The sequence below is a fragment of the Methylobacterium sp. yr668 genome, from assembly GCF_900116245.1.
In the GTDB taxonomy this organism is placed as follows: domain Bacteria; phylum Pseudomonadota; class Alphaproteobacteria; order Rhizobiales; family Beijerinckiaceae; genus Methylobacterium.
Map to the genome: position 1 here is coordinate 80,673 of NZ_FOZY01000004.1, position 17,638 is coordinate 98,310.

At 69.0% G+C, this 17,638-nt stretch carries 16 protein-coding genes and 1 tRNA gene; 15 read left to right on the forward strand and 2 right to left on the reverse strand.

Features of this window, described 5'->3' with window-relative positions; genetic code table 11:
- Positions 1-7: 7 nt before the first annotated feature.
- Entirely contained in the window at positions 8-1,399 is a 1,392-nt protein-coding gene (locus BM419_RS06750; protein ID WP_020092232.1) for an aminotransferase-like domain-containing protein, read from the reverse strand.
- Between the two features lie 114 nt (positions 1,400-1,513).
- Between BM419_RS06750 and BM419_RS06755 the strand changes: the two genes are divergently transcribed.
- Together BM419_RS06755 and BM419_RS06760 are read left to right on the forward strand one after the other, a co-directional pair.
- Entirely contained in the window at positions 1,514-1,837 is a 324-nt protein-coding gene (locus tag BM419_RS06755; protein ID WP_091925800.1) for a DUF1127 domain-containing protein, read from the forward strand.
- 40 nt (positions 1,838-1,877) lie between these two features.
- Positions 1,878-2,780 (forward strand): EamA family transporter, encoded by a 903-nt coding sequence (locus BM419_RS06760; RefSeq protein WP_091925803.1) that lies wholly within the window; start codon positions 1,878-1,880, stop codon positions 2,778-2,780.
- Between the two features lie 100 nt (positions 2,781-2,880).
- Here BM419_RS06760 and BM419_RS06765 read toward each other — a convergent pair.
- A tRNA-Asp gene (locus tag BM419_RS06765) sits at positions 2,881-2,957 on the reverse strand.
- A gap of 395 nt (positions 2,958-3,352) precedes the next feature.
- Here BM419_RS06765 and BM419_RS06770 point away from each other — a divergent pair.
- From BM419_RS06770 to BM419_RS06830, 13 genes are all read left to right on the forward strand, one after another.
- Positions 3,353-3,718, forward strand: coding sequence for an NADH-quinone oxidoreductase subunit A (locus BM419_RS06770; RefSeq protein ID WP_007560754.1), 366 nt, complete (start codon positions 3,353-3,355; stop codon positions 3,716-3,718).
- Between the two features lie 42 nt (positions 3,719-3,760).
- Entirely contained in the window at positions 3,761-4,348 is a 588-nt protein-coding gene (locus BM419_RS06775) for a NuoB/complex I 20 kDa subunit family protein (RefSeq protein WP_010686017.1), read from the forward strand.
- Positions 4,349-4,357: 9 nt separating this feature from the next.
- Positions 4,358-5,005 carry an NADH-quinone oxidoreductase subunit C gene (locus tag BM419_RS06780; RefSeq protein ID WP_056532537.1) on the forward strand — a complete coding sequence of 216 codons (648 nt, stop codon included), beginning with the start codon at positions 4,358-4,360 and terminating at the stop codon, positions 5,003-5,005.
- A 16-nt stretch (positions 5,006-5,021) separates the two neighbouring features.
- Complete coding sequence (locus tag BM419_RS06785) at positions 5,022-6,212, forward strand: NADH-quinone oxidoreductase subunit D (RefSeq protein ID WP_020092237.1); 1,191 nt, start codon at positions 5,022-5,024, stop codon at positions 6,210-6,212.
- Between the two features lie 10 nt (positions 6,213-6,222).
- A complete protein-coding gene (nuoE, locus tag BM419_RS06790) occupies positions 6,223-7,584 on the forward strand; it encodes an NADH-quinone oxidoreductase subunit NuoE (protein WP_091925806.1) in 1,362 nt (453 codons plus the stop codon).
- Between the two features lie 9 nt (positions 7,585-7,593).
- Positions 7,594-8,895 (forward strand): NADH-quinone oxidoreductase subunit NuoF, encoded by a 1,302-nt coding sequence (gene nuoF, locus BM419_RS06795; RefSeq protein ID WP_091925808.1) that lies wholly within the window; start codon positions 7,594-7,596, stop codon positions 8,893-8,895.
- A gap of 192 nt (positions 8,896-9,087) precedes the next feature.
- Entirely contained in the window at positions 9,088-11,169 is a 2,082-nt protein-coding gene (gene nuoG / locus BM419_RS06800) for an NADH-quinone oxidoreductase subunit NuoG (protein ID WP_091925814.1), read from the forward strand.
- A gap of 13 nt (positions 11,170-11,182) precedes the next feature.
- Positions 11,183-12,205: an NADH-quinone oxidoreductase subunit NuoH gene (gene nuoH, locus BM419_RS06805; protein ID WP_091925817.1), complete on the forward strand. Its 1,023-nt coding sequence runs from the start codon at positions 11,183-11,185 to the stop codon at positions 12,203-12,205.
- A gap of 28 nt (positions 12,206-12,233) precedes the next feature.
- Entirely contained in the window at positions 12,234-12,722 is a 489-nt protein-coding gene (gene nuoI / locus BM419_RS06810; protein WP_007560744.1) for an NADH-quinone oxidoreductase subunit NuoI, read from the forward strand.
- A gap of 222 nt (positions 12,723-12,944) precedes the next feature.
- Complete coding sequence (locus BM419_RS06815) at positions 12,945-13,565, forward strand: NADH-quinone oxidoreductase subunit J (RefSeq protein ID WP_020092241.1); 621 nt, start codon at positions 12,945-12,947, stop codon at positions 13,563-13,565.
- A gap of 34 nt (positions 13,566-13,599) precedes the next feature.
- Complete coding sequence (nuoK, locus tag BM419_RS06820; RefSeq protein WP_010686008.1) at positions 13,600-13,905, forward strand: NADH-quinone oxidoreductase subunit NuoK; 306 nt, start codon at positions 13,600-13,602, stop codon at positions 13,903-13,905.
- Positions 13,906-13,987: 82 nt separating this feature from the next.
- Positions 13,988-16,111, forward strand: a complete 2,124-nt coding sequence (gene nuoL / locus BM419_RS06825) for an NADH-quinone oxidoreductase subunit L (protein ID WP_091925821.1) — start codon at positions 13,988-13,990, stop codon at positions 16,109-16,111.
- A gap of 1 nt (position 16,112) precedes the next feature.
- Positions 16,113-17,633 carry an NADH-quinone oxidoreductase subunit M gene (locus tag BM419_RS06830; RefSeq protein ID WP_091925824.1) on the forward strand — a complete coding sequence of 507 codons (1,521 nt, stop codon included), beginning with the start codon at positions 16,113-16,115 and terminating at the stop codon, positions 17,631-17,633.
- Positions 17,634-17,638: the final 5 nt, after the last annotated feature.

Sequence of the window (17,638 nt, forward strand, 5' to 3'; positions counted from 1 at the left end):
GTGCCCCTCAGCCCAGCGCCTCCCGGAGGATCGGCCGGATCCGCGGATCGGCGCAGTGGGCCACGTTGAAGCGCATGTAGCCGTTCCACGCATCCGACAGGCTGAACGAGGTCCCGGGCGCCAGCACCATGCCGCGTGCCAGCGCCCGGCGGGCGACGTCGGCCCCGTCGCGCCCGTCGGGCAGCCGCATCCACAGGAAGAAGCCGCCCCGGGGCTGCGCCCAGGTCTCGAGGCCGCAGGCGCGCAGCTCCGCGGAGGCCTGCACCATCGCGCCGGCGAGCCGGCGGCGGGTCTCGGCGAGGTGCCGCCGGTAGGCGCCCTCGGTGATCAGCGCGTGCACCAGCGCGGCCGTGATGTGGCCGTTGCCGAGGCTGAGGGCGAGCTTGAGATCGACCAGCGGCTCGACCCAGTCGGCCCGGAGCGCGATCCAGCCGCAGCGCGCGGCCGCCGACAGGGTCTTGGAGAAGCTGCCGATCTGGATCACGCGCTCCAGTCCGTCGAAGCCGGCGAGCCGCGGGGCGGCCTCGGGCTCGAGGTCGCCGAAGATCTCGTCCTCGACGATGAGCGTGTCGTGCGCCTCGCACAGCTTGAGGAGCCGGTGCGCAACGGTCGGCGCGAGGCTCGCCCCGGTCGGGTTCTGGAGGGCGGCGTTGGTCAGGTAGAAGCGCGGCCGGTGCTGCTCCAGCAGGGTCGCGAGCGCCTGCAGGTCCGGCCCCTCCGGCGTGATCGGCACGCCGACCACCGCCACGCGCTGCGCGCGCAGCAGCGCCAGGAAGTTGAAGTAGCAGGGATCGTCGACCAGCACGGTGTCGCCGGGCTGGAGCAGGAACCGGCAGACGAGGTCCAGCGCCTGCGTAGCCGATTCGACCAGCACGATCTGGTCGGGCTCGGCGCCGACGCCCTTCTCGCCGACCTTGCGGGCGATCTGGTGGCGCAGGGGCTCGTAGCCCAGGGGCCGGTCATAGTTGGTCATCTCGGCGAGGTCGGCCCGGGCCACCCGGCGCAGGCCCCGGCGGATCGCCTCGTGGGGCATCCAGGAATCGGGCAGCCAGCCGGCCCCGGGCTTCAGCTGGTCGGAGCCGGCCTGCTGCGCCTGACGGGTGATCCAGAGCGGGTCGACGATCCGGTCGAGCCGCGGCCCCATCGCCTGGAGCGAGAGCGGCCGGGTCTTGCCGGCGACGTAGAAGCCCGAGCCCGGCCGCGGCACCACGGCGCCCTCGGCGGCGAGGCGCTCGTAGGCCTCCACGACGGTGGATTTCGAGACGCCCATCGTCTCCGCGAAGGCCCGGACCGAGGGGATCCGCACGCCCGGGACCAGCCGCCGCGCCGCGATCCGCTCGCGGATCTCGCCGACCACGGCCTCGACGCGCGTCCCTGGGCTTCTGACTTCGACCGTCATCCGTACTGCTCATTCGTCCGGACAATTCTTCCGAACCGTACCGAAGTGTTCCTGTCGCCGCCAGCCCCCGCCCGCCAGGATCGCGACGCCCCGGAACGATGGAGGAGGGGATCCATGACTCAGTGCCTGACAGAGACCGCCGCCCTGGAAACCCGGATCGGATCCCGGATCAGATCGCGCGGCGGATGGCTCGCCCGGATGGCCGGGCCCGTGCTGACGGTCGCCGCCGAGGTGCGCGCGGGCCTGTCGCGGGCGGCGATGAACCGTCGCGTGCTCCAGCGCCTGTCGACCCTGTCGGACCGGGAACTGAAGGATATCGGCCTGACGCGGCAGGACGTGGCCGATGCCTGCGTGCCCGGCGCGGGCGACGCGATCCACCTGCTGGTCGGCCGGCGCGACGAGCGACGCCATGCCCGGGCGGCCGTGCGGCCTTGGTGATGCGGTGGTGACGCGTCGGCGTGCGGCGTAGGGTGCGCGCATGACGCTGCGCGACGGGCTCGCCGCAATCCTGGTGGTCACGATCCTCGGGCTGGCCTTCGTGGCCATCAAGGTCGGCCTGGAGACGGTGCCGCCGCTGATGCTGTGCGCCCTGCGCTTCGGCTTCGCGGCGCTGCCGGCGGCGCTGGTGATCCGGCCGCCCCGGGCCCCCGTCGCCCTGGTGGCGGGGTTCGGCCTCGCCCTCGGGGTCGGCCAGTTCGGGCTGCTCATGACGGCGATCCGCCTCGGCATGCCGGCCGGGCTGTCGTCGCTCCTGATCCAGGTCCAGGTCCCGTTCACCGTGGCGCTCGCCTGGGCGCTGCAGGGGGAGCGCCCGCGCCGACGACAGATCCTGGGCGGCAGCATCGCGCTCCTCGGTGTCGCCGCGGTGGCGCTCGGGCGGGGCGGGGGCGCCCCGCTCGGCCCGCTGATCCTCGTCGTCGGCGCGGCCCTGTCCTGGGCCAGCGCGAACGTCGTCGCGAAGCGGATCGGCCGGGTCGACCGCCTGGCGCTGATGGTCTGGAGCAGCCTCGCCACCACGCCGCCCCTGCTCATCCTGTCGCTGATCGTCGAGGGGCCCGGGGCGCTCACGGCGCTGGCGCATCCGAGTTGGGGGGCGATCGGATCGGTCGCGTTCCAGGCCTACGCGACGACGCTCCTCGCCTTCGGCCTCTGGAACGGGCTCCTGACCCGCTACCCGGCGGCTGCCGTGACCCCCTTCGCCCTGCTGGTGCCGGTGGCCGGCATCCTGAGCACGCATCTCGTCCTGGGCGAACCGCTGAGCGCCGACATCCTGGCCGGGGGAGGCCTGATCCTGACGGGAATCGCCCTCAGCCTGCGCGGGACGCGGCCGGGCGCGGTCGCTCCGCCGAGTCCTGCCCCCGAATCGTCGAAGGTGGCCTGACCGCACGGCCGAGCCATCACCCGTCCCGCTCGGGCAGGCGCGACTGCGCGTCGGCACGGTGCACCGCGAGACGAATTCTGATGGTGATATCGGGGGGACGTGGCGCGGGCGACGGGGCTCGAACCCGCGACCTCCGGCGTGACAGGCCGGCACTCTAACCAACTGAGCTACGCCCGCACGGCGTGGTCGCTTCGAAGGGGCGTTTCGCCCGGCGACGGGGCGGGGTTTATGGGGCGCCCGGTGCCCTGTCAAGCGCGTCCCGCACGGATTCGCATCCGCCACGATCCGCGACCGCCGCCGCGGGCATACCAGCCCCCCGACTCGGGCCTGCGCGCTTCCGTCGTGTTGCGCCGGCGCCGCGCAAGCCCATCTCGGACATGACCGACAGGACGACCGACAGGACGACCGACAGGATGGCTGACAGCGCGCTTTGTGCGACGCGACAAGCCATTGTCACGGGCCGGCGGCTCGACTAAGCCTCCGGCCGCGCGCATCCTGGCATAAGAACAATTCCACGGGCGGATCCGGGTCGGCGTCGCACCGCGGTTTCACTCGTCTCGCGAGGCCCTGGCATGACCGGATTGTTGGCGGATTACCTGCCGCTCATCGTGTTCATCGGCGTGGCGCTGTTCATCGCCACGGCGCTCCTGGTCGTGCCGTTCCTGGTGGCCTTCAAGAGCCCCGATCCCGAGAAGCTCTCGGCCTACGAGTGCGGCTTCAACGCCTTCGACGACGCCCGCATGAAGTTCGACGTGCGCTTCTACCTCGTCGCCATCCTGTTCATCATTTTCGACCTCGAGGTCGCGTTCCTCTTCCCCTGGGCGATCACCTTCGGGGACCTGGGCTGGTTCGGCTTCTGGTCGATGATCGTCTTCCTGGGCGTGCTGACCGTCGGTTTCGTCTACGAGTGGCGCAAGGGCGCCCTCGAATGGGATTGATCTCCCGCCGCTCGCCGCCCGCACAGAATTCTTGAGTCGCCGATGGCCCTGATCACCGACACCAACCGCGCCCCCGCGATCGCGCCCCAGCCGAAGGGGATCATCGATCCCAACACCGGCCGCCCGATCGGCGCGGACGACCCGACCTTCCTGTCGATCAGCGACGAGCTCGCCGACCGGGGCTTCCTGCTCACCACCACGGACGAGCTGATCAACTGGGCCCGCACGGGCTCGCTGATGTGGATGACCTTCGGTCTCGCCTGCTGCGCGGTCGAGATGATGCAGATGTCGATGCCGCGCTACGATTGCGAGCGCTTCGGCTTCGCCCCCCGCGGCTCGCCGCGCCAGTCCGACGTGATGATCGTCGCCGGCACGCTGACCAACAAGATGGCCCCGGCTCTGCGCAAGGTCTACGACCAGATGCCGGAGCCCCGCTACGTCATCTCCATGGGCTCCTGCGCCAACGGCGGCGGCTACTACCACTACTCCTACTCGGTGGTGCGCGGCTGCGACCGGGTGGTGCCGGTGGACATCTACGTGCCCGGCTGCCCGCCCACCGCCGAGGCGCTGCTCTACGGCGTGCTGCTGCTGCAGAAGAAGATCCGCCGGACCGGCACGATCGAGCGCTGAGGAGCGGCCATGACGAACGGCATCTCGATCCTGCCCCACACCCAGCCGGCCTACGGCGACGACGCCGTCTCGGCCCTGGCCGAGCGCGTCCTCGGCGCCCTCGGGCCAGCGGTCGTGTCCCACACCGTCGCGTTCGGCGAGCTGACGCTGGTGGTCCAGGCCTCCGACATCGTCTACGCGCTGACCTACCTGCGCGACGATCCGGCCTGCGCGTTCCGCAACTTCATCGACATATGCGGCGTGGACTATCCGCAGCGCGAGAAGCGCTTCGACGTGGTCTACCACCTGCTCTCCCTGCGCCATAACCTGCGCATCCGGGTGAAGGTGCAGACCGACGAGGTGACGCCGGTCCCCTCCGTGATCGAGGTCTTCCCGGCGGCCAACTGGTACGAGCGCGAGACCTACGACCTCTACGGGATCCTGTTCTCGGGCCATCCCGACCTGCGCCGCCTGCTCACCGATTACGGCTTCGAGGGGCACCCCCTGCGCAAGGACTTCCCGCTCACCGGCTTCGTCGAGGTCCGCTACGACCAGGACCAGGCGCGGGTCGTCTACGAGCCGGTGCAGCTGACGCAGGAATTCCGGAACTTCGACTTCTTGTCCCCGTGGGAAGGCACCGACTACGTGCTCCCCGGCGACGAGAAGACGTCGGCTTGAGCCGCGGAGAGCGTCCGTGACCGAACACAACATCCGCAACTTCGCGATCAACTTCGGCCCGCAGCACCCGGCGGCGCACGGCGTGCTGCGCCTCGTGCTGGAACTCGACGGCGAGGTGGTCGAGCGGGTCGACCCGCATATCGGGCTGCTCCACCGCGGCACCGAGAAGCTGATCGAGTACAAGACCTACCTGCAGGCGACGCCCTATTTCGACCGGCTCGACTACGTGTCGCCGATGAACCAGGAGCACGCCTTCTGCCTGGCGATCGAGAAGCTCGCCGGTATCGAGGTACCGCGCCGCGCGCAGCTGATCCGTGTGCTGTTCTGCGAGATCGGCCGCCTGCTGTCGCACCTGCTCAACGTCACCACGCAGGCGATGGACGTCGGCGCCCTCACGCCCCCGCTCTGGGGCTTCGAGGAGCGCGAGAAGCTGATGATCTTCTACGAGCGGGCCTCCGGCGCCCGGCTCCACGCCAACTATTTCCGGCCCGGCGGCGTCCACCAGGACCTGCCGCCGAAGCTCATCGACGACATCGACGCGTTCTGCGACCCGTTCCTGCAGGTCGTCCAGGACCTCGACGATCTCGTCATGGCCAACCGCATCTTCAAGCAGCGCAACGTCGATATCGGCATCGTGTCGGTCGACGAGGCGATGGAGTGGGGCTTCTCGGGCGTGATGGTGCGCGGCTCGGGCATCCCGTGGGACCTGCGCAAGGCGCAGCCCTACGAGTGCTACGAGGAGATGGAGTTCGACATCCCCGTCGGGAAGAACGGCGACACCTACGATCGCCAAGTGATCCGCATGGAGGAGATGCGCGAATCCGTGCGCATCATGAAGCAGTGCGTCGCCAAGCTGCGCGAGCCCGCCGGCCAGGGGCCGATCGCCTCCGTCGACGGCAAGTTCGCGCCGCCGCCGCGCCGGGAGATGAAGCGCTCGATGGAGGCGCTCATCCACCACTTCAAGCTCTACACCGAGGGCTTCCACGTGCCCGAGGGCGAGGTCTACGCCGCGGTCGAGGCGCCGAAGGGCGAGTTCGGCGTGTACCTGGTGTCCGACGGGACCAACAAGCCGTATCGCTGCAAGATCCGCGCGCCGGGCTTCGCGCACCTGCAGGCGATGGACTGGATGTGCCGCGGGCACCTCTTAGCCGACGTGTCCTGCGTGCTCGGCACGCTCGACATCGTGTTCGGCGAAGTGGATCGGTAAGACAGAAGCGATGGCAAACCGCAGACTCGCCCCGGCCTCGGAGCAGCCCGAGAGCTTCGCGTTCTCCCCCGAGAATGCCGAGTGGGCCAAGACCCAGATCGCCAAGTACCCGGAAGGCCGCCAGGCCTCGGCGGTGATCTCGCTCCTGTGGCGGGCGCAGGAGCAGAACGGCGGCTGGCTGCCGCGGGCGGCCATCGAGGCGGTGGCGGCCGAGCTCGGCATGCCGAACATCCGCGTGCTGGAGGTCGCGACCTTCTACACGATGTTCGCCCTCGAGCCCGTGGGCCGCTTCTGGATCCAGGTCTGCGGCACGGTCCCGTGCGATTCCTGCGGCGCGCGGGGCCTCAAGGAGATGCTCCAGGCCCGTCTGGGCCCGGCCGGCCACGTCTCGGCCGACGGCAATTTCTCGTGGCTCGAGGTCGAGTGCCTCGGCGCCTGCTGCAACGCGCCGATGGTGCAGATCAACCAGGATTACTACGAGGACCTGACGCCCGAGTCCCTCGGCCAGCTGATGGACGACCTCGCCGCCGGCCGGCCCGTGAAGGTCGGCTCCCAGACCGGGCGCGTCTCGTCCGAGCCCCAGGACGCCGTGAACACCCTCACCGACCCGACGCTGTTCGACGGCTCGCGGGTCGGCGCGTGGCGCAAGCGCTTCGAGGAGGCCGGCAAGGCGGAGGAACCGGCCACCCAGACCGGTGAAGCCGCGTCCAGCACGCAGCAGGCCGCCGAGAACCCGAAGCCGGCCCGGCCCGACGCCGGCCGCCCGGTCGAGCGTCCCGTGAGCGACGCTCCGGCCCAGCGCGCCGCCAACGGCGAGAGTCCGGTGAAGCCCGAGGATCGCGCCGACGCGGCCGAGCGCGGCCGCTCCACCGCCAAGCACGGCGCCGCCCGGCCGGGCGACGCGGACGTGCTCGACACGCCGGCCAAGCGCGTCGCCGAGGGCGAGCCCGCCGCCGGCGAGCAGGGCCATCAGGCGGTGCCGAACCGCGACGCCGTCCCGCAGCAGCCGGAGGCCTCCGGCGCCAGCGAGGGCGAGGTGGCGGCCGAGACCGAGGAGGCGCGCATCGCCGGCGCGCTCGCGGCCCTGCCGAAGGATGCGAGCCCCGAGCAGAAGGCCGACGCCGTGGGCAAGCGGCCGCCGGGGCTTGAGGCCGCCCGCGCCGGCAAGCCGGACGAGCTGACGCGCATCAAGGGCATCGGCCCGGGCAACAGCCAGCGCCTGAACGGGCTCGGCATCTACCATTTCGACCAGATCGCCGCCTGGTCCCGCGACGAGATCGCCTGGGTCGGCACCTACCTCGCGTTCCCGGGTCGCATCGACCGGGAGAACTGGGTGGGGCAGGCCAAGGCCCTGTCGGCGCCGGCTCAGTGAGGACCTGACATGCTGTCGGATCAGGATCGCATCTTCACCAACCTCTACGGCCTGCACTCGCCGGGGCTGGAGGCCGCCAAGAAGCGCGGCGCGTGGGACGGCACCAAGTTCCTGCTGGAGCAGGGCCGCGACTGGATCATCGAGGAGATGAAAGCCTCCGGCCTGCGCGGCCGCGGCGGCGCGGGCTTCCCCACCGGCCTCAAATGGTCGTTCATGCCCAAGAAGTCCGACGGGCGCCCGCACTACCTCGTGGTCAACGCCGACGAGTCGGAGCCGGGCACCTGCAAGGACCGGGAGATCATGCGGCACGACCCGCATCTCCTGATCGAGGGCTGCATGCTGGCCTGCTTCGCGATGAACGCGCATGCCTGCTACGTCTACATCCGCGGCGAGTACGTCGCCGAGAAGCACGCCCTCCAGAAGGCAGTGGACGAGGCCTACGCGGCCCGCCTCGTCGGCCAGTCGAACGTCCACGACTACCCGTTCGACATCTACGTCCACCACGGCGCCGGCGCCTATATCTGCGGCGAGGAGACGGCGCTCATCGAGAGCCTCGAGGGCAAGAAGGGCATGCCGCGGCTGAAGCCGCCGTTCCCGGCCAATATGGGCCTCTACGGCTGCCCCACGACCGTGAACAACGTCGAGTCGATCGCGGTCGCCGGCACGATCCTGCGCCGGGGCGGCGCGTGGTTCGCCGGCCTCGGCGGCAAGAACAACACCGGCACCAAGCTCTTCTGCGTCTCCGGGCACGTCAACAAGCCGTGCAACGTCGAGGAGGAGCTCGGCATCACCTTCCGCGAGCTCATCGACCGCCATTGCGGCGGCATGCGCGGCGGCTGGGACAACCTGCTGTGCTCGATCCCGGGCGGCTCGTCGGTGCCGCTGGTGCCGGCCGAGCAGATCGTCGACGCCAAGATGGACTTCGATACCCTGCGCAACCTGGGCTCCGGCCTCGGCACCGCGGCGGTGATCGTGCTCGACAAGTCCACCGACATCGTCGCGGCGATCACCCGGATCTCGTACTTCTACAAGCACGAATCCTGCGGCCAGTGCACGCCCTGCCGCGAGGGCACCGGCTGGATGTGGCGCGTCATGCAGCGCATGACCGAGGGCCGCGCGCAGAAGCGCGAGATCGACATGCTGTTCGAGGTGACCAAGCAGATCGAGGGTCACACGATCTGCGCGCTGGGCGACGCCGCGGCCTGGCCGATCCAGGGCCTGATCCGGCACTTCCGCCCCGAGATCGAGAAGCGCATCGACCGCTACACGGCCAACCCGCACAGCGAGCCTGTGCCGATGGCTGCGGAGTAGGAGCACGATGCCGGTGTCCAACCCACAGCCTCATCCTGAGGTGCCTGCGTCAGCGGGCCTCGAAGGAGCCCTCCAGAGATCGCGAGGCGGGCTGGACATCTCCTTCGAGGCTCGGCTGCGCCTCGCACCTCAGGATGAGGGCGTGGGTGGGATCCGGCCTCGCGCGTTTGGGCCAGTTCACGAGACGATCCGATGACAAAAATCCTCGTCGACGGCACCGAGGTCGACGTCCCCGCCGATTACACGCTGCTCCAGGCCTGCGAGGCCGCGGGGGCCGAGATCCCGCGCTTCTGCTTCCACGAGCGCCTGTCGATCGCCGGCAATTGCCGCATGTGCCTCGTCGAGCTGAAGGGCGCGCCGAAGCCGGTGGCCTCCTGCGCCTACGCGGTGAAGGATTGCCGCCCCGGCCCGAACGGCGAGCCGCCTGAGGTGCTGACGCGCTCGCAGGGCACCAAGAAGGCCCGCGAGGGGGTGATGGAGTTCCTCCTCATCAACCACCCGCTCGACTGCCCGATCTGCGACCAGGGCGGCCACTGCGACCTGCAGGACCAGGCCATGGCCTACGGGGTCGATTCGACCCGCTACACGGAGAACAAGCGCGCAGTCGAGGAGAAGCATATCGGTCCGCTTGTGCGGACCGCGATGAACCGCTGCATCCACTGCACCCGCTGCGTGCGCTTCCTCGCCGAGGTGGCGGGCGTGCCCGACCTCGGCGCCATCGGCCGCGGCGAGGACATGGAGATCACCAGCTACCTCGAGCAGTCGATGGCCTCGGAGCTCCAGGGCAACGTCGCCGACCTCTGCCCGGTGGGCGCCCTCGTGCACCGGCCGCAGAGCTACAACGTCCGCCCGTGGGAGCTGAACAAGACCGAGTCGGTCGACGTGATGGACGCGGTCGGCTCCTCGATCCGCATCGACACACGCGGCCGCGAGGTCATGCAGATCGAGCCGCGGATCAGCGAGGAGATCAACGAGGAGTGGATCTCCGACAAGACCCGCTACCACATCGACGGGCTGCGGATGCAGCGCCTCGACCGGCCGTACCTGCGCGAGAACGGCCGGCTGCGGCCCGCCTCCTGGGGCGAGGCGTTCCAGGCCATCGCCGCCAAGGTGAAGGGCGCGGATCCGAAGCGCGTCGGTGCCGTGGTCGGCGACCTCTCGGGCGTCGAGGAGATCTTCGCGCTGCGCGAGCTGATCAAGAGCCTCGGCTCGCCGAACCTCGATTGCCGCCAGACCGATGCCGGCCTCGACCCGGCGCTGGGCCGCGCGTCGTACATCTTCAACCCGACGATTCCCGGCATCGAGGCGGCGGACGCGATCTTGATCGTGGGCGCCAACCCGCGCACCGAGGCCTCGCTGCTGAACGTGCGCATCCGCAAGCGCTGGCGCATGGCGCCGCTGGCGGTGGGCGTGATCGGCGAGCCGGTCGACCTGACCTATCCGAGCCACTACATCGGCGCCGGCCCGGATTCACTGGCGGCACTCGCCCGCGGCGAGCACAGCTTCCTCGAGATCCTCAAGGAGGCGAAGGCCCCGCTCGTGATCGTCGGCGCCAATGCAGCGCCGGGCATCCTGGCCGTCGCCGCCTCCCTCGCGAAGGAGATCGGCGCGGTCTCGGCCGAGGGGAACGGCTTCGGCGTGCTGCACACGGCCGCCGCCCGCGTCGGCGCGCTCGATCTCGGCTTCGTGCCGGGGGAGGGCGGCCTGACCTTCGCGCAGATGCTGGAGCCGGGCGCGCTGGACGTCCTGTTCAACCTCGGCGCCGACGAGCGCGACGTCGCGCCGGGCGCCTTCGTGGTCTACCAGGGCAGCCACGGCGACCGCGGGGCCTCCCGCGCCGACGTGATCCTGCCGGGGGCGGCCTACAGCGAGAAGTCGGCGACCTGGGTGAACACGGAAGGCCGGGTCCAGATGGGCAACCGCGCCGCCTTCCCGCCGGGCGACGCCCGCGAGGATTGGGCGATCCTGCGCGCCCTCTCGGACGTGCTGGGCAAGCGCCTGCCGTTCGACTCGCTCACGGCGCTGCGCCGGGCGCTCTACGCCGCCCACCCGCACCTGGCGGCGATCGGCGCCATCGAGCCCGGCAACGTGACCGAGGCGGTCGACCGGCTCGCCGGTCTCGGCGGCACCGCGACCGGGCCGGCCTTCGCGTCGCCCGTGACCGACTTCTACCTCACCAACCCGATCGCCCGCGCCTCGCGCATCCTCGCGGAGTGCTCGCGCCTCGCCCGGGAGCGCGCCGCCGAGGCGCGGCCCCTCGCGGCGGCCGAGTAGGAGCTGAAGACCGATGACGCCGCTCGAAATCCTCGGGACCGTGCTCCTGATCGTGCTGAAGAGCTTGGTGCTCCTCTCGGCGCTGCTCGTGTTCATCGCCTACGCGCTGCTCGCCGATCGGAAGATCTGGGCGGCGGTGCAGCTCCGCCGCGGCCCGAACGTGGTCGGGCCGTTCGGCCTGTTCCAGTCCTTCGCCGACCTGATCAAGTTCGTGATCAAGGAGCCGGTGATCCCGGCCGGCGCCAACAAGGCGATCTACCTGCTGGCGCCGCTCGTCTTCGCGATGCTCGCCCTGTCGAGCTGGGCGGTGATCCCGCTCGCCGACGGCTGGGCGATCGCCGACATCAACGTCGGCATCACCTACATCTTCGCGATCTCGTCGCTCGGCGTGTACGGCGTCATCATGGGCGGCTGGGCGTCGAACTCGAAATACGCCTTCCTCGGCGCGCTGCGCTCGGCGGCGCAGATGATCTCCTACGAGGTGTCGCTCGGCTTCGTGATCATCTGCGTGCTGCTCTGCGCCGGCTCGCTGAACCTCTCCCGCATCGTGATGGCGCAGGACACCAGCCTCGGCCTGTTCGGCTGGTACTGGCTGTGGCTGTTCCCGATGTTCGTGGTGTTCTTCGTCTCGGCGCTGGCCGAGACAAACCGCCCGCCCTTCGACCTGCCGGAGGCAGAGTCGGAACTCGTGGCCGGCTACATGGTCGAGTATTCCTCAACCCCGTACCTGCTGTTCATGCTCGGCGAGTACGTCGCCATCATGAGCATGTGCGCTCTCGGGACCATCCTGTTCATGGGCGGCTGGCTGTCCCCGATCCCGTTCGCACCCTTCACCTGGGTGCCGGGCGTGATCTGGTTCACCCTGAAGGCGAGCTTCCTGTTCTTCCTGTTCGCGATGGTGAAGTCCATCGTGCCCCGCTACCGGTACGATCAGCTCATGCGCCTCGGCTGGAAGGTCTTCCTGCCGATCTCGCTCGTCTCGGTCGTCGTCGTCGCCTTCGTGCTCAAGCTGACCGGCCTCGCGCCGGGCGCCTGAGCCTACCCTTCGCATCGGAGATCCGGGCATGAAGCTCGATCAGGTCGCCAAGAGCCTTCTCCTGAAGGAGTTCGTGTCGGGGATGATCCTCGGCATGCGCTACTTCTTCAAGCCGAAGGCCACGATCAACTACCCCTTCGAGATGGGCCATCGTGGCCCACGCTTCCGGGGCGAGCACGCCCTGCGCCGCTATCCCAACGGCGAGGAGCGCTGCATCGCCTGCAAGCTCTGCGAGGCGATCTGCCCGGCGCAGGCGATCACCATCGAGGCGGGACCGCGCCGCAACGACGGTACCCGCCGCACGACGCGCTACGACATCGACATGGTGAAGTGCATCTACTGCGGCATGTGCCAGGAGGCCTGCCCGGTGGACGCCATCGTGGAGGGGCCGAACTTCGAATTCTCGGTGGAGACCCGGGAGGAGCTTCTCTACGACAAGCAGAAGCTCCTGCTGAACGGCGACCGCTGGGAGCGCGAGATCGCCCGCAACATCGCGATGGACGCGCCGTATCGCTGAGCCGTCGTCCCGGGCACCGGTCGCCGGTGCCCGGCAGAAGATGACGCGAAAACAAGGCCCTAGAGCGTCGCACCGGTTCCCGGTTCCGGTGCGATGCTCTAGAGCCATGCCGGGGGCGCTGTTGTGCCCCCGTCGACCGGGTTCTATAGACGGGCCGCCCGCCGCGGACCGTCTCCACGCACGGCAGAAGGGGCCGCTCCGGCGGCCGATCCCGATCAGCGCATGACCGCAGCAGCCGCCTTCTTCTATCTGTTCGCGAGCATCACGGTCGCGTCGGGCTTCATGGTGATCGCCTCGCGCAATCCCGTCGCCTCGGTGCTGTTCCTGATCCTCGCCTTCGTGAACGCCGCCGGACTGTTCGTCCTGATGGGCGCCGAGTTCCTCGCGATGATCCTCGTGGTCGTCTACGTCGGCGCGGTCGCGGTGCTGTTCCTGTTCGTGGTGATGATGCTCGACGTCGATTTCGCCGAGCTGCGCCAGGGCTTCCAGCAGTATCTCCCGATCGGCGCCCTGATCGGCGCGATCTTCCTGGTCGAGATCCTGCTGGTCGTCGGCTCGTGGAGCATCGATCCGGGCCTCGTCCAGGCCCCGCTCGGCAACGTCGCCTCGGCCGAGAACCTCACCAACGCCCAGGCGCTGGGCCGCGTGATCTACACGGACTACGCCTACTTCTTCCAGCTCGCCGGCCTGATCCTGCTGGTCGCCATGATCGGCGCCATCGTGTTGACGCTGCGCGACCGGCCGGGCGTCAAGCGCCAGAACATCGCGGTCCAGAACGCCCGCACCCAGGCCATGGCGGTCGAGACCCGCAAGGTCCCCTCGCGCCAAGGTGTCGAGGTCTGATGCGCGCGCTGATGAGAGCCGGAGGAATCGAACGATGATCGGCCTGAGCCACTACCTCACCGTCGCGGCGATCCTGTTCACGCTCGGCGTGCTCGGCATCTTCATCAACCGCAAGAACATCATCGTCATCCTGATGTCGGTCGAGCTGATCCTGCTCTCGGTCAACATCAACCTCGTCGCCTTCTCGACGCAGCTGAACGACATCACCGGACAGGTCTTCGCCCTGTTCGTGCTGACCGTCGCGGCCGCCGAATCGGCGATCGGCCTCGCCATCCTGGTGGTGTTCTTCCGCAACCGCGGCTCGATCGCGGTGGAAGACGTCAGCATGATGAAGGGCTAGGGCCTTCCCCTTCGCGCGCCCCGAGTGACATCCGGACGCCGCCGCTTCGCGGCCGGCCCGGAGGACGGACTGCAAGAGAGCGATGTATCACGCGATCGTCTTCTTCCCGCTCATCGGCTTCCTGATCGCCGGCCTGTTCGGCCGGTACATCGGGGCGCGGGCCTGTGAGTACATCACCACGTCCTTCCTCGCCTTCACGGCGCTGATCGCCTGGGGCGTGTTCATCGACGGCGGGCCGGCCGAGCGCGTGCAGGTGGCGTCCTGGTTCGCGGCCGGCGACCTCCAGGTCGACTGGGCCTTCAAGGTCGACACCCTGACCCGGGTGATGCTGGTCGTCGTGACCACCGTCTCGACCCTCGTGCACCTCTACTCCGTGGGCTACATGGAGGAGGATCCGCACCGGCCGCGCTTCTTCGCCTACCTGTCGCTGTTCACCTTCGCCATGCTGATGCTGGTGACGGCCGACAACCTCGTCCAGATGTTCTTCGGCTGGGAAGGCGTGGGCCTCGCCTCGTACCTGCTGATCGGTTTCTGGTACGAGAAGCCCTCGGCCAACGCCGCCGCCATGAAGGCGTTCATCGTCAACCGCGTCGGCGATTTCGGCTTCTCGCTCGGCATCTTCCTGGTCTTCGTGCTGACCGGCTCGGTGGCGTTCGACGCCGTCTTCGGCAAGGTCGACGCGATCAAGACGCTCAGCTTCCACCTCCTCGGCTACGACTGGAACGCCCTGACGCTGGCCTGCCTGCTGCTGTTCATGGGCGCCATGGGCAAGTCGGCGCAGTTCCTGCTGCACACGTGGCTGCCCGACGCCATGGAGGGCCCGACCCCGGTCTCGGCGCTGATCCACGCGGCCACGATGGTCACCGCCGGCGTGTTCATGGTCGCCCGCCTGTCGCCGCTCTTCGAGGAGGCGCCGAACGCGCTGATCGTCGTGACGGTGATCGGCGGCATCACGTCCCTGTTCGCGGCCACGATCGGCCTCGTGCAGAACGACATCAAGCGGGTGATCGCCTACTCGACCTGCTCGCAGCTCGGCTACATGTTCGTGGCGCTCGGCGTCGGCGCCTACGCGGCCGGCGTGTTCCACCTGTTCACCCACGCCTTCTTCAAGGCGCTGCTGTTCCTCGGCGCCGGCTCGGTCATCCACGCGATGCACCACGAGCAGGACATGCGGAACATGGGCGGCCTGCGCCGCTACATCCCCTACACCAGCGCCATGATGGCGATCGGTTCGCTCGCGCTGATCGGCTTCCCCTACACGGCCGGCTACTACTCGAAGGACGCGATCATCGAAGCGGCCTACGCCTCGACCCGCCCCGGGCACACGCTCGCCTTCCTTTGCACCGTGGTGGCGGCGTTCTTCACCTCGTTCTACTCCTGGCGCCTGTTCTTCATGACCTTCGAGGGCCCGGCCCGCTGGGGCGCCCACGCCGCCCACGATCAGCACCACGCGCCCGCGGTCGCCCACGCGACTACGGCCCACGCGACCATGGCCCACGAGGCCGACGGCGCGCCCGGGCACACCGAGGGCGTCGCCCACGACGACAAGGGCCACGACATCGAGCCGGCCCACAAGAGCGACCTCGTCGCCGACGACCACCACGGGCACGGCCACCACGGCGACCACACGCCCCACGAGAGCCCGCTGGTGATGACGATCCCGCTCGCGGTGCTCGCCTTCGGCGCGCTATTCGCCGGGATCATCTTCCACAACCGCTTCATCGGCGAGGGGATGGAGGCGTTCTGGGGTCACGCCCTGGCGCACGGCCCGAACAACCACATCATGCACGAGATCCACGACGTCCCGGCGCTGGTCTCGTACTCGCCGCTGATCATGCTGATCCTCGGCTTCGTCGTGGCCTACTGGATGTACATCCGCCGGCCGGAACTGCCGGGCGCGCTCGCCGCGCAGCAGCCGTCGCTGTACCGGTTCCTGCTCAACAAGTGGTACTTCGACGAGATCTACGACCGGATCTTCGTCCGCCCGGCCAAGGATTTCGGCCTGTTCCTCTGGAAGCAGGGCGACGGCCGGATCATCGACGGCCTCGGACCGAACGGGATCGCGGCGCGCGTCGTGGACGTGACCCGCGGGGTGGTCCGTCTCCAGACCGGCTACGTCTACCACTACGCCTTCGTCATGCTCATCGGCGTCGCCGGCCTGATCAGCTGGTACCTGATGTCCGGCCTGCCCAAGAGTGCACACTGACATGCTCGGTCTCGGCATCCTCTCCGGCCTGCTGATCGTGCCGCTCTGCGGCGCGGCCTTCATCCTCACGCTGAACGGCGACGAGGAGTCGGTCGCGCGCAACAGCCGCTGGGCCGCGCTCGCCACCACGATCGTCACCTTCCTGCTCTCCCTGGTGGCGTGGAGCCGCTACGACACCGCCTCGTCGAGCTTCCAGCTCGTGGAGAGTCACGCGTGGCTCACCGAGACGATCCGGTTCAAGCTCGGCGTCGACGGCTTCTCGATGCCGCTGATCCTGCTGACCACGTTCCTGATGCCGTTCTGCATCGGCGCCTCGTGGCACTCGATCCACTTCCGGGTGAAGGAGTACTTCGTCGCCTTCCTCGTCCTCGAGACGACGATGATCGGCGTCTTCGCCGCCCTCGACCTGGTGCTGTTCTACCTGTTCTTCGAGGCAGGCCTGATCCCGATGTTCCTGATCATCGGCATCTGGGGCGGCGCGCGCCGGGTCTACGCCAGCTTCAAGTTCTTCCTCTACACCCTGCTCGGCTCGGTGCTGATGCTGCTCGCCGTGATGGCGATGTACTGGCAGGCCGGCACCACCGACATCCCGACCCTGCTGCAGTACCGCTTCCCGGTGCAGATGCAGACCTGGCTGTGGCTCGCCTTCTTCGCCTCCTTCGCGGTGAAGATGCCGATGTGGCCGGTCCACACCTGGCTGCCCGACGCCCACGTGGAGGCGCCCACCGCCGGCTCGGTGATCCTGGCGGGCATACTCCTGAAGATGGGCGGCTACGGCTTCATCCGGATCTCGCTGCCGATGCTGCCGGTGGCGAGCCACGACTTCGCGCCCTTCGTCTTCGCGCTGTCGGTGATCGCGATCATCTTCACGTCGCTCACCGCGATGATGCAGACCGACATCAAGAAGCTGATCGCCTACTCGTCGGTGGCCCATATGGGCTTCGTGACGCTGGGCCTGTTCACCCTGAACGAGCAGGGCATCCAGGGCGCGCTGTTCCTGATGATCTCCCACGGCATCGTGTCGGGGGCGCTCTTCCTCTGCGTCGGCGTCGTCTACGACCGGATGCACACCCGCGAGATCTCGGCCTATGGCGGCCTCGTGAAGCGGATGCCGCTCTACGCCGTGGCCATGATGGTGTTCACGATGGCCAATGTCGGCCTGCCGGGCACCTCGGGCTTCGTCGGCGAGTTCCTGGCCATGCTCGGCGCCTTCAAGGCGAACCCGAACGTGGCGTTCTTCTCGACCTTCGGCATCATCCTGTCGGCGGCCTACGCCCTGTGGCTCTACGCCCGGGTGATCTACGGGAAGCTGGAGAAGCCGAATCTCCAGGGCATCCTGGATCTCGACACCCGCGAGAAGATCATCCTGGCGCCGCTGGTCGTCATGACGATCTACTACGGCGTTCACCCGGCCCCCGTGCTCGACGTGTTCGCGCCCTCGACCGACGCGCTGATGGCGAGCATCAAGACCGCGCTCTCGAACACCCAGACGGCCGCCGCGGCGCTGCCGATCCCGCGCTGAGGCGG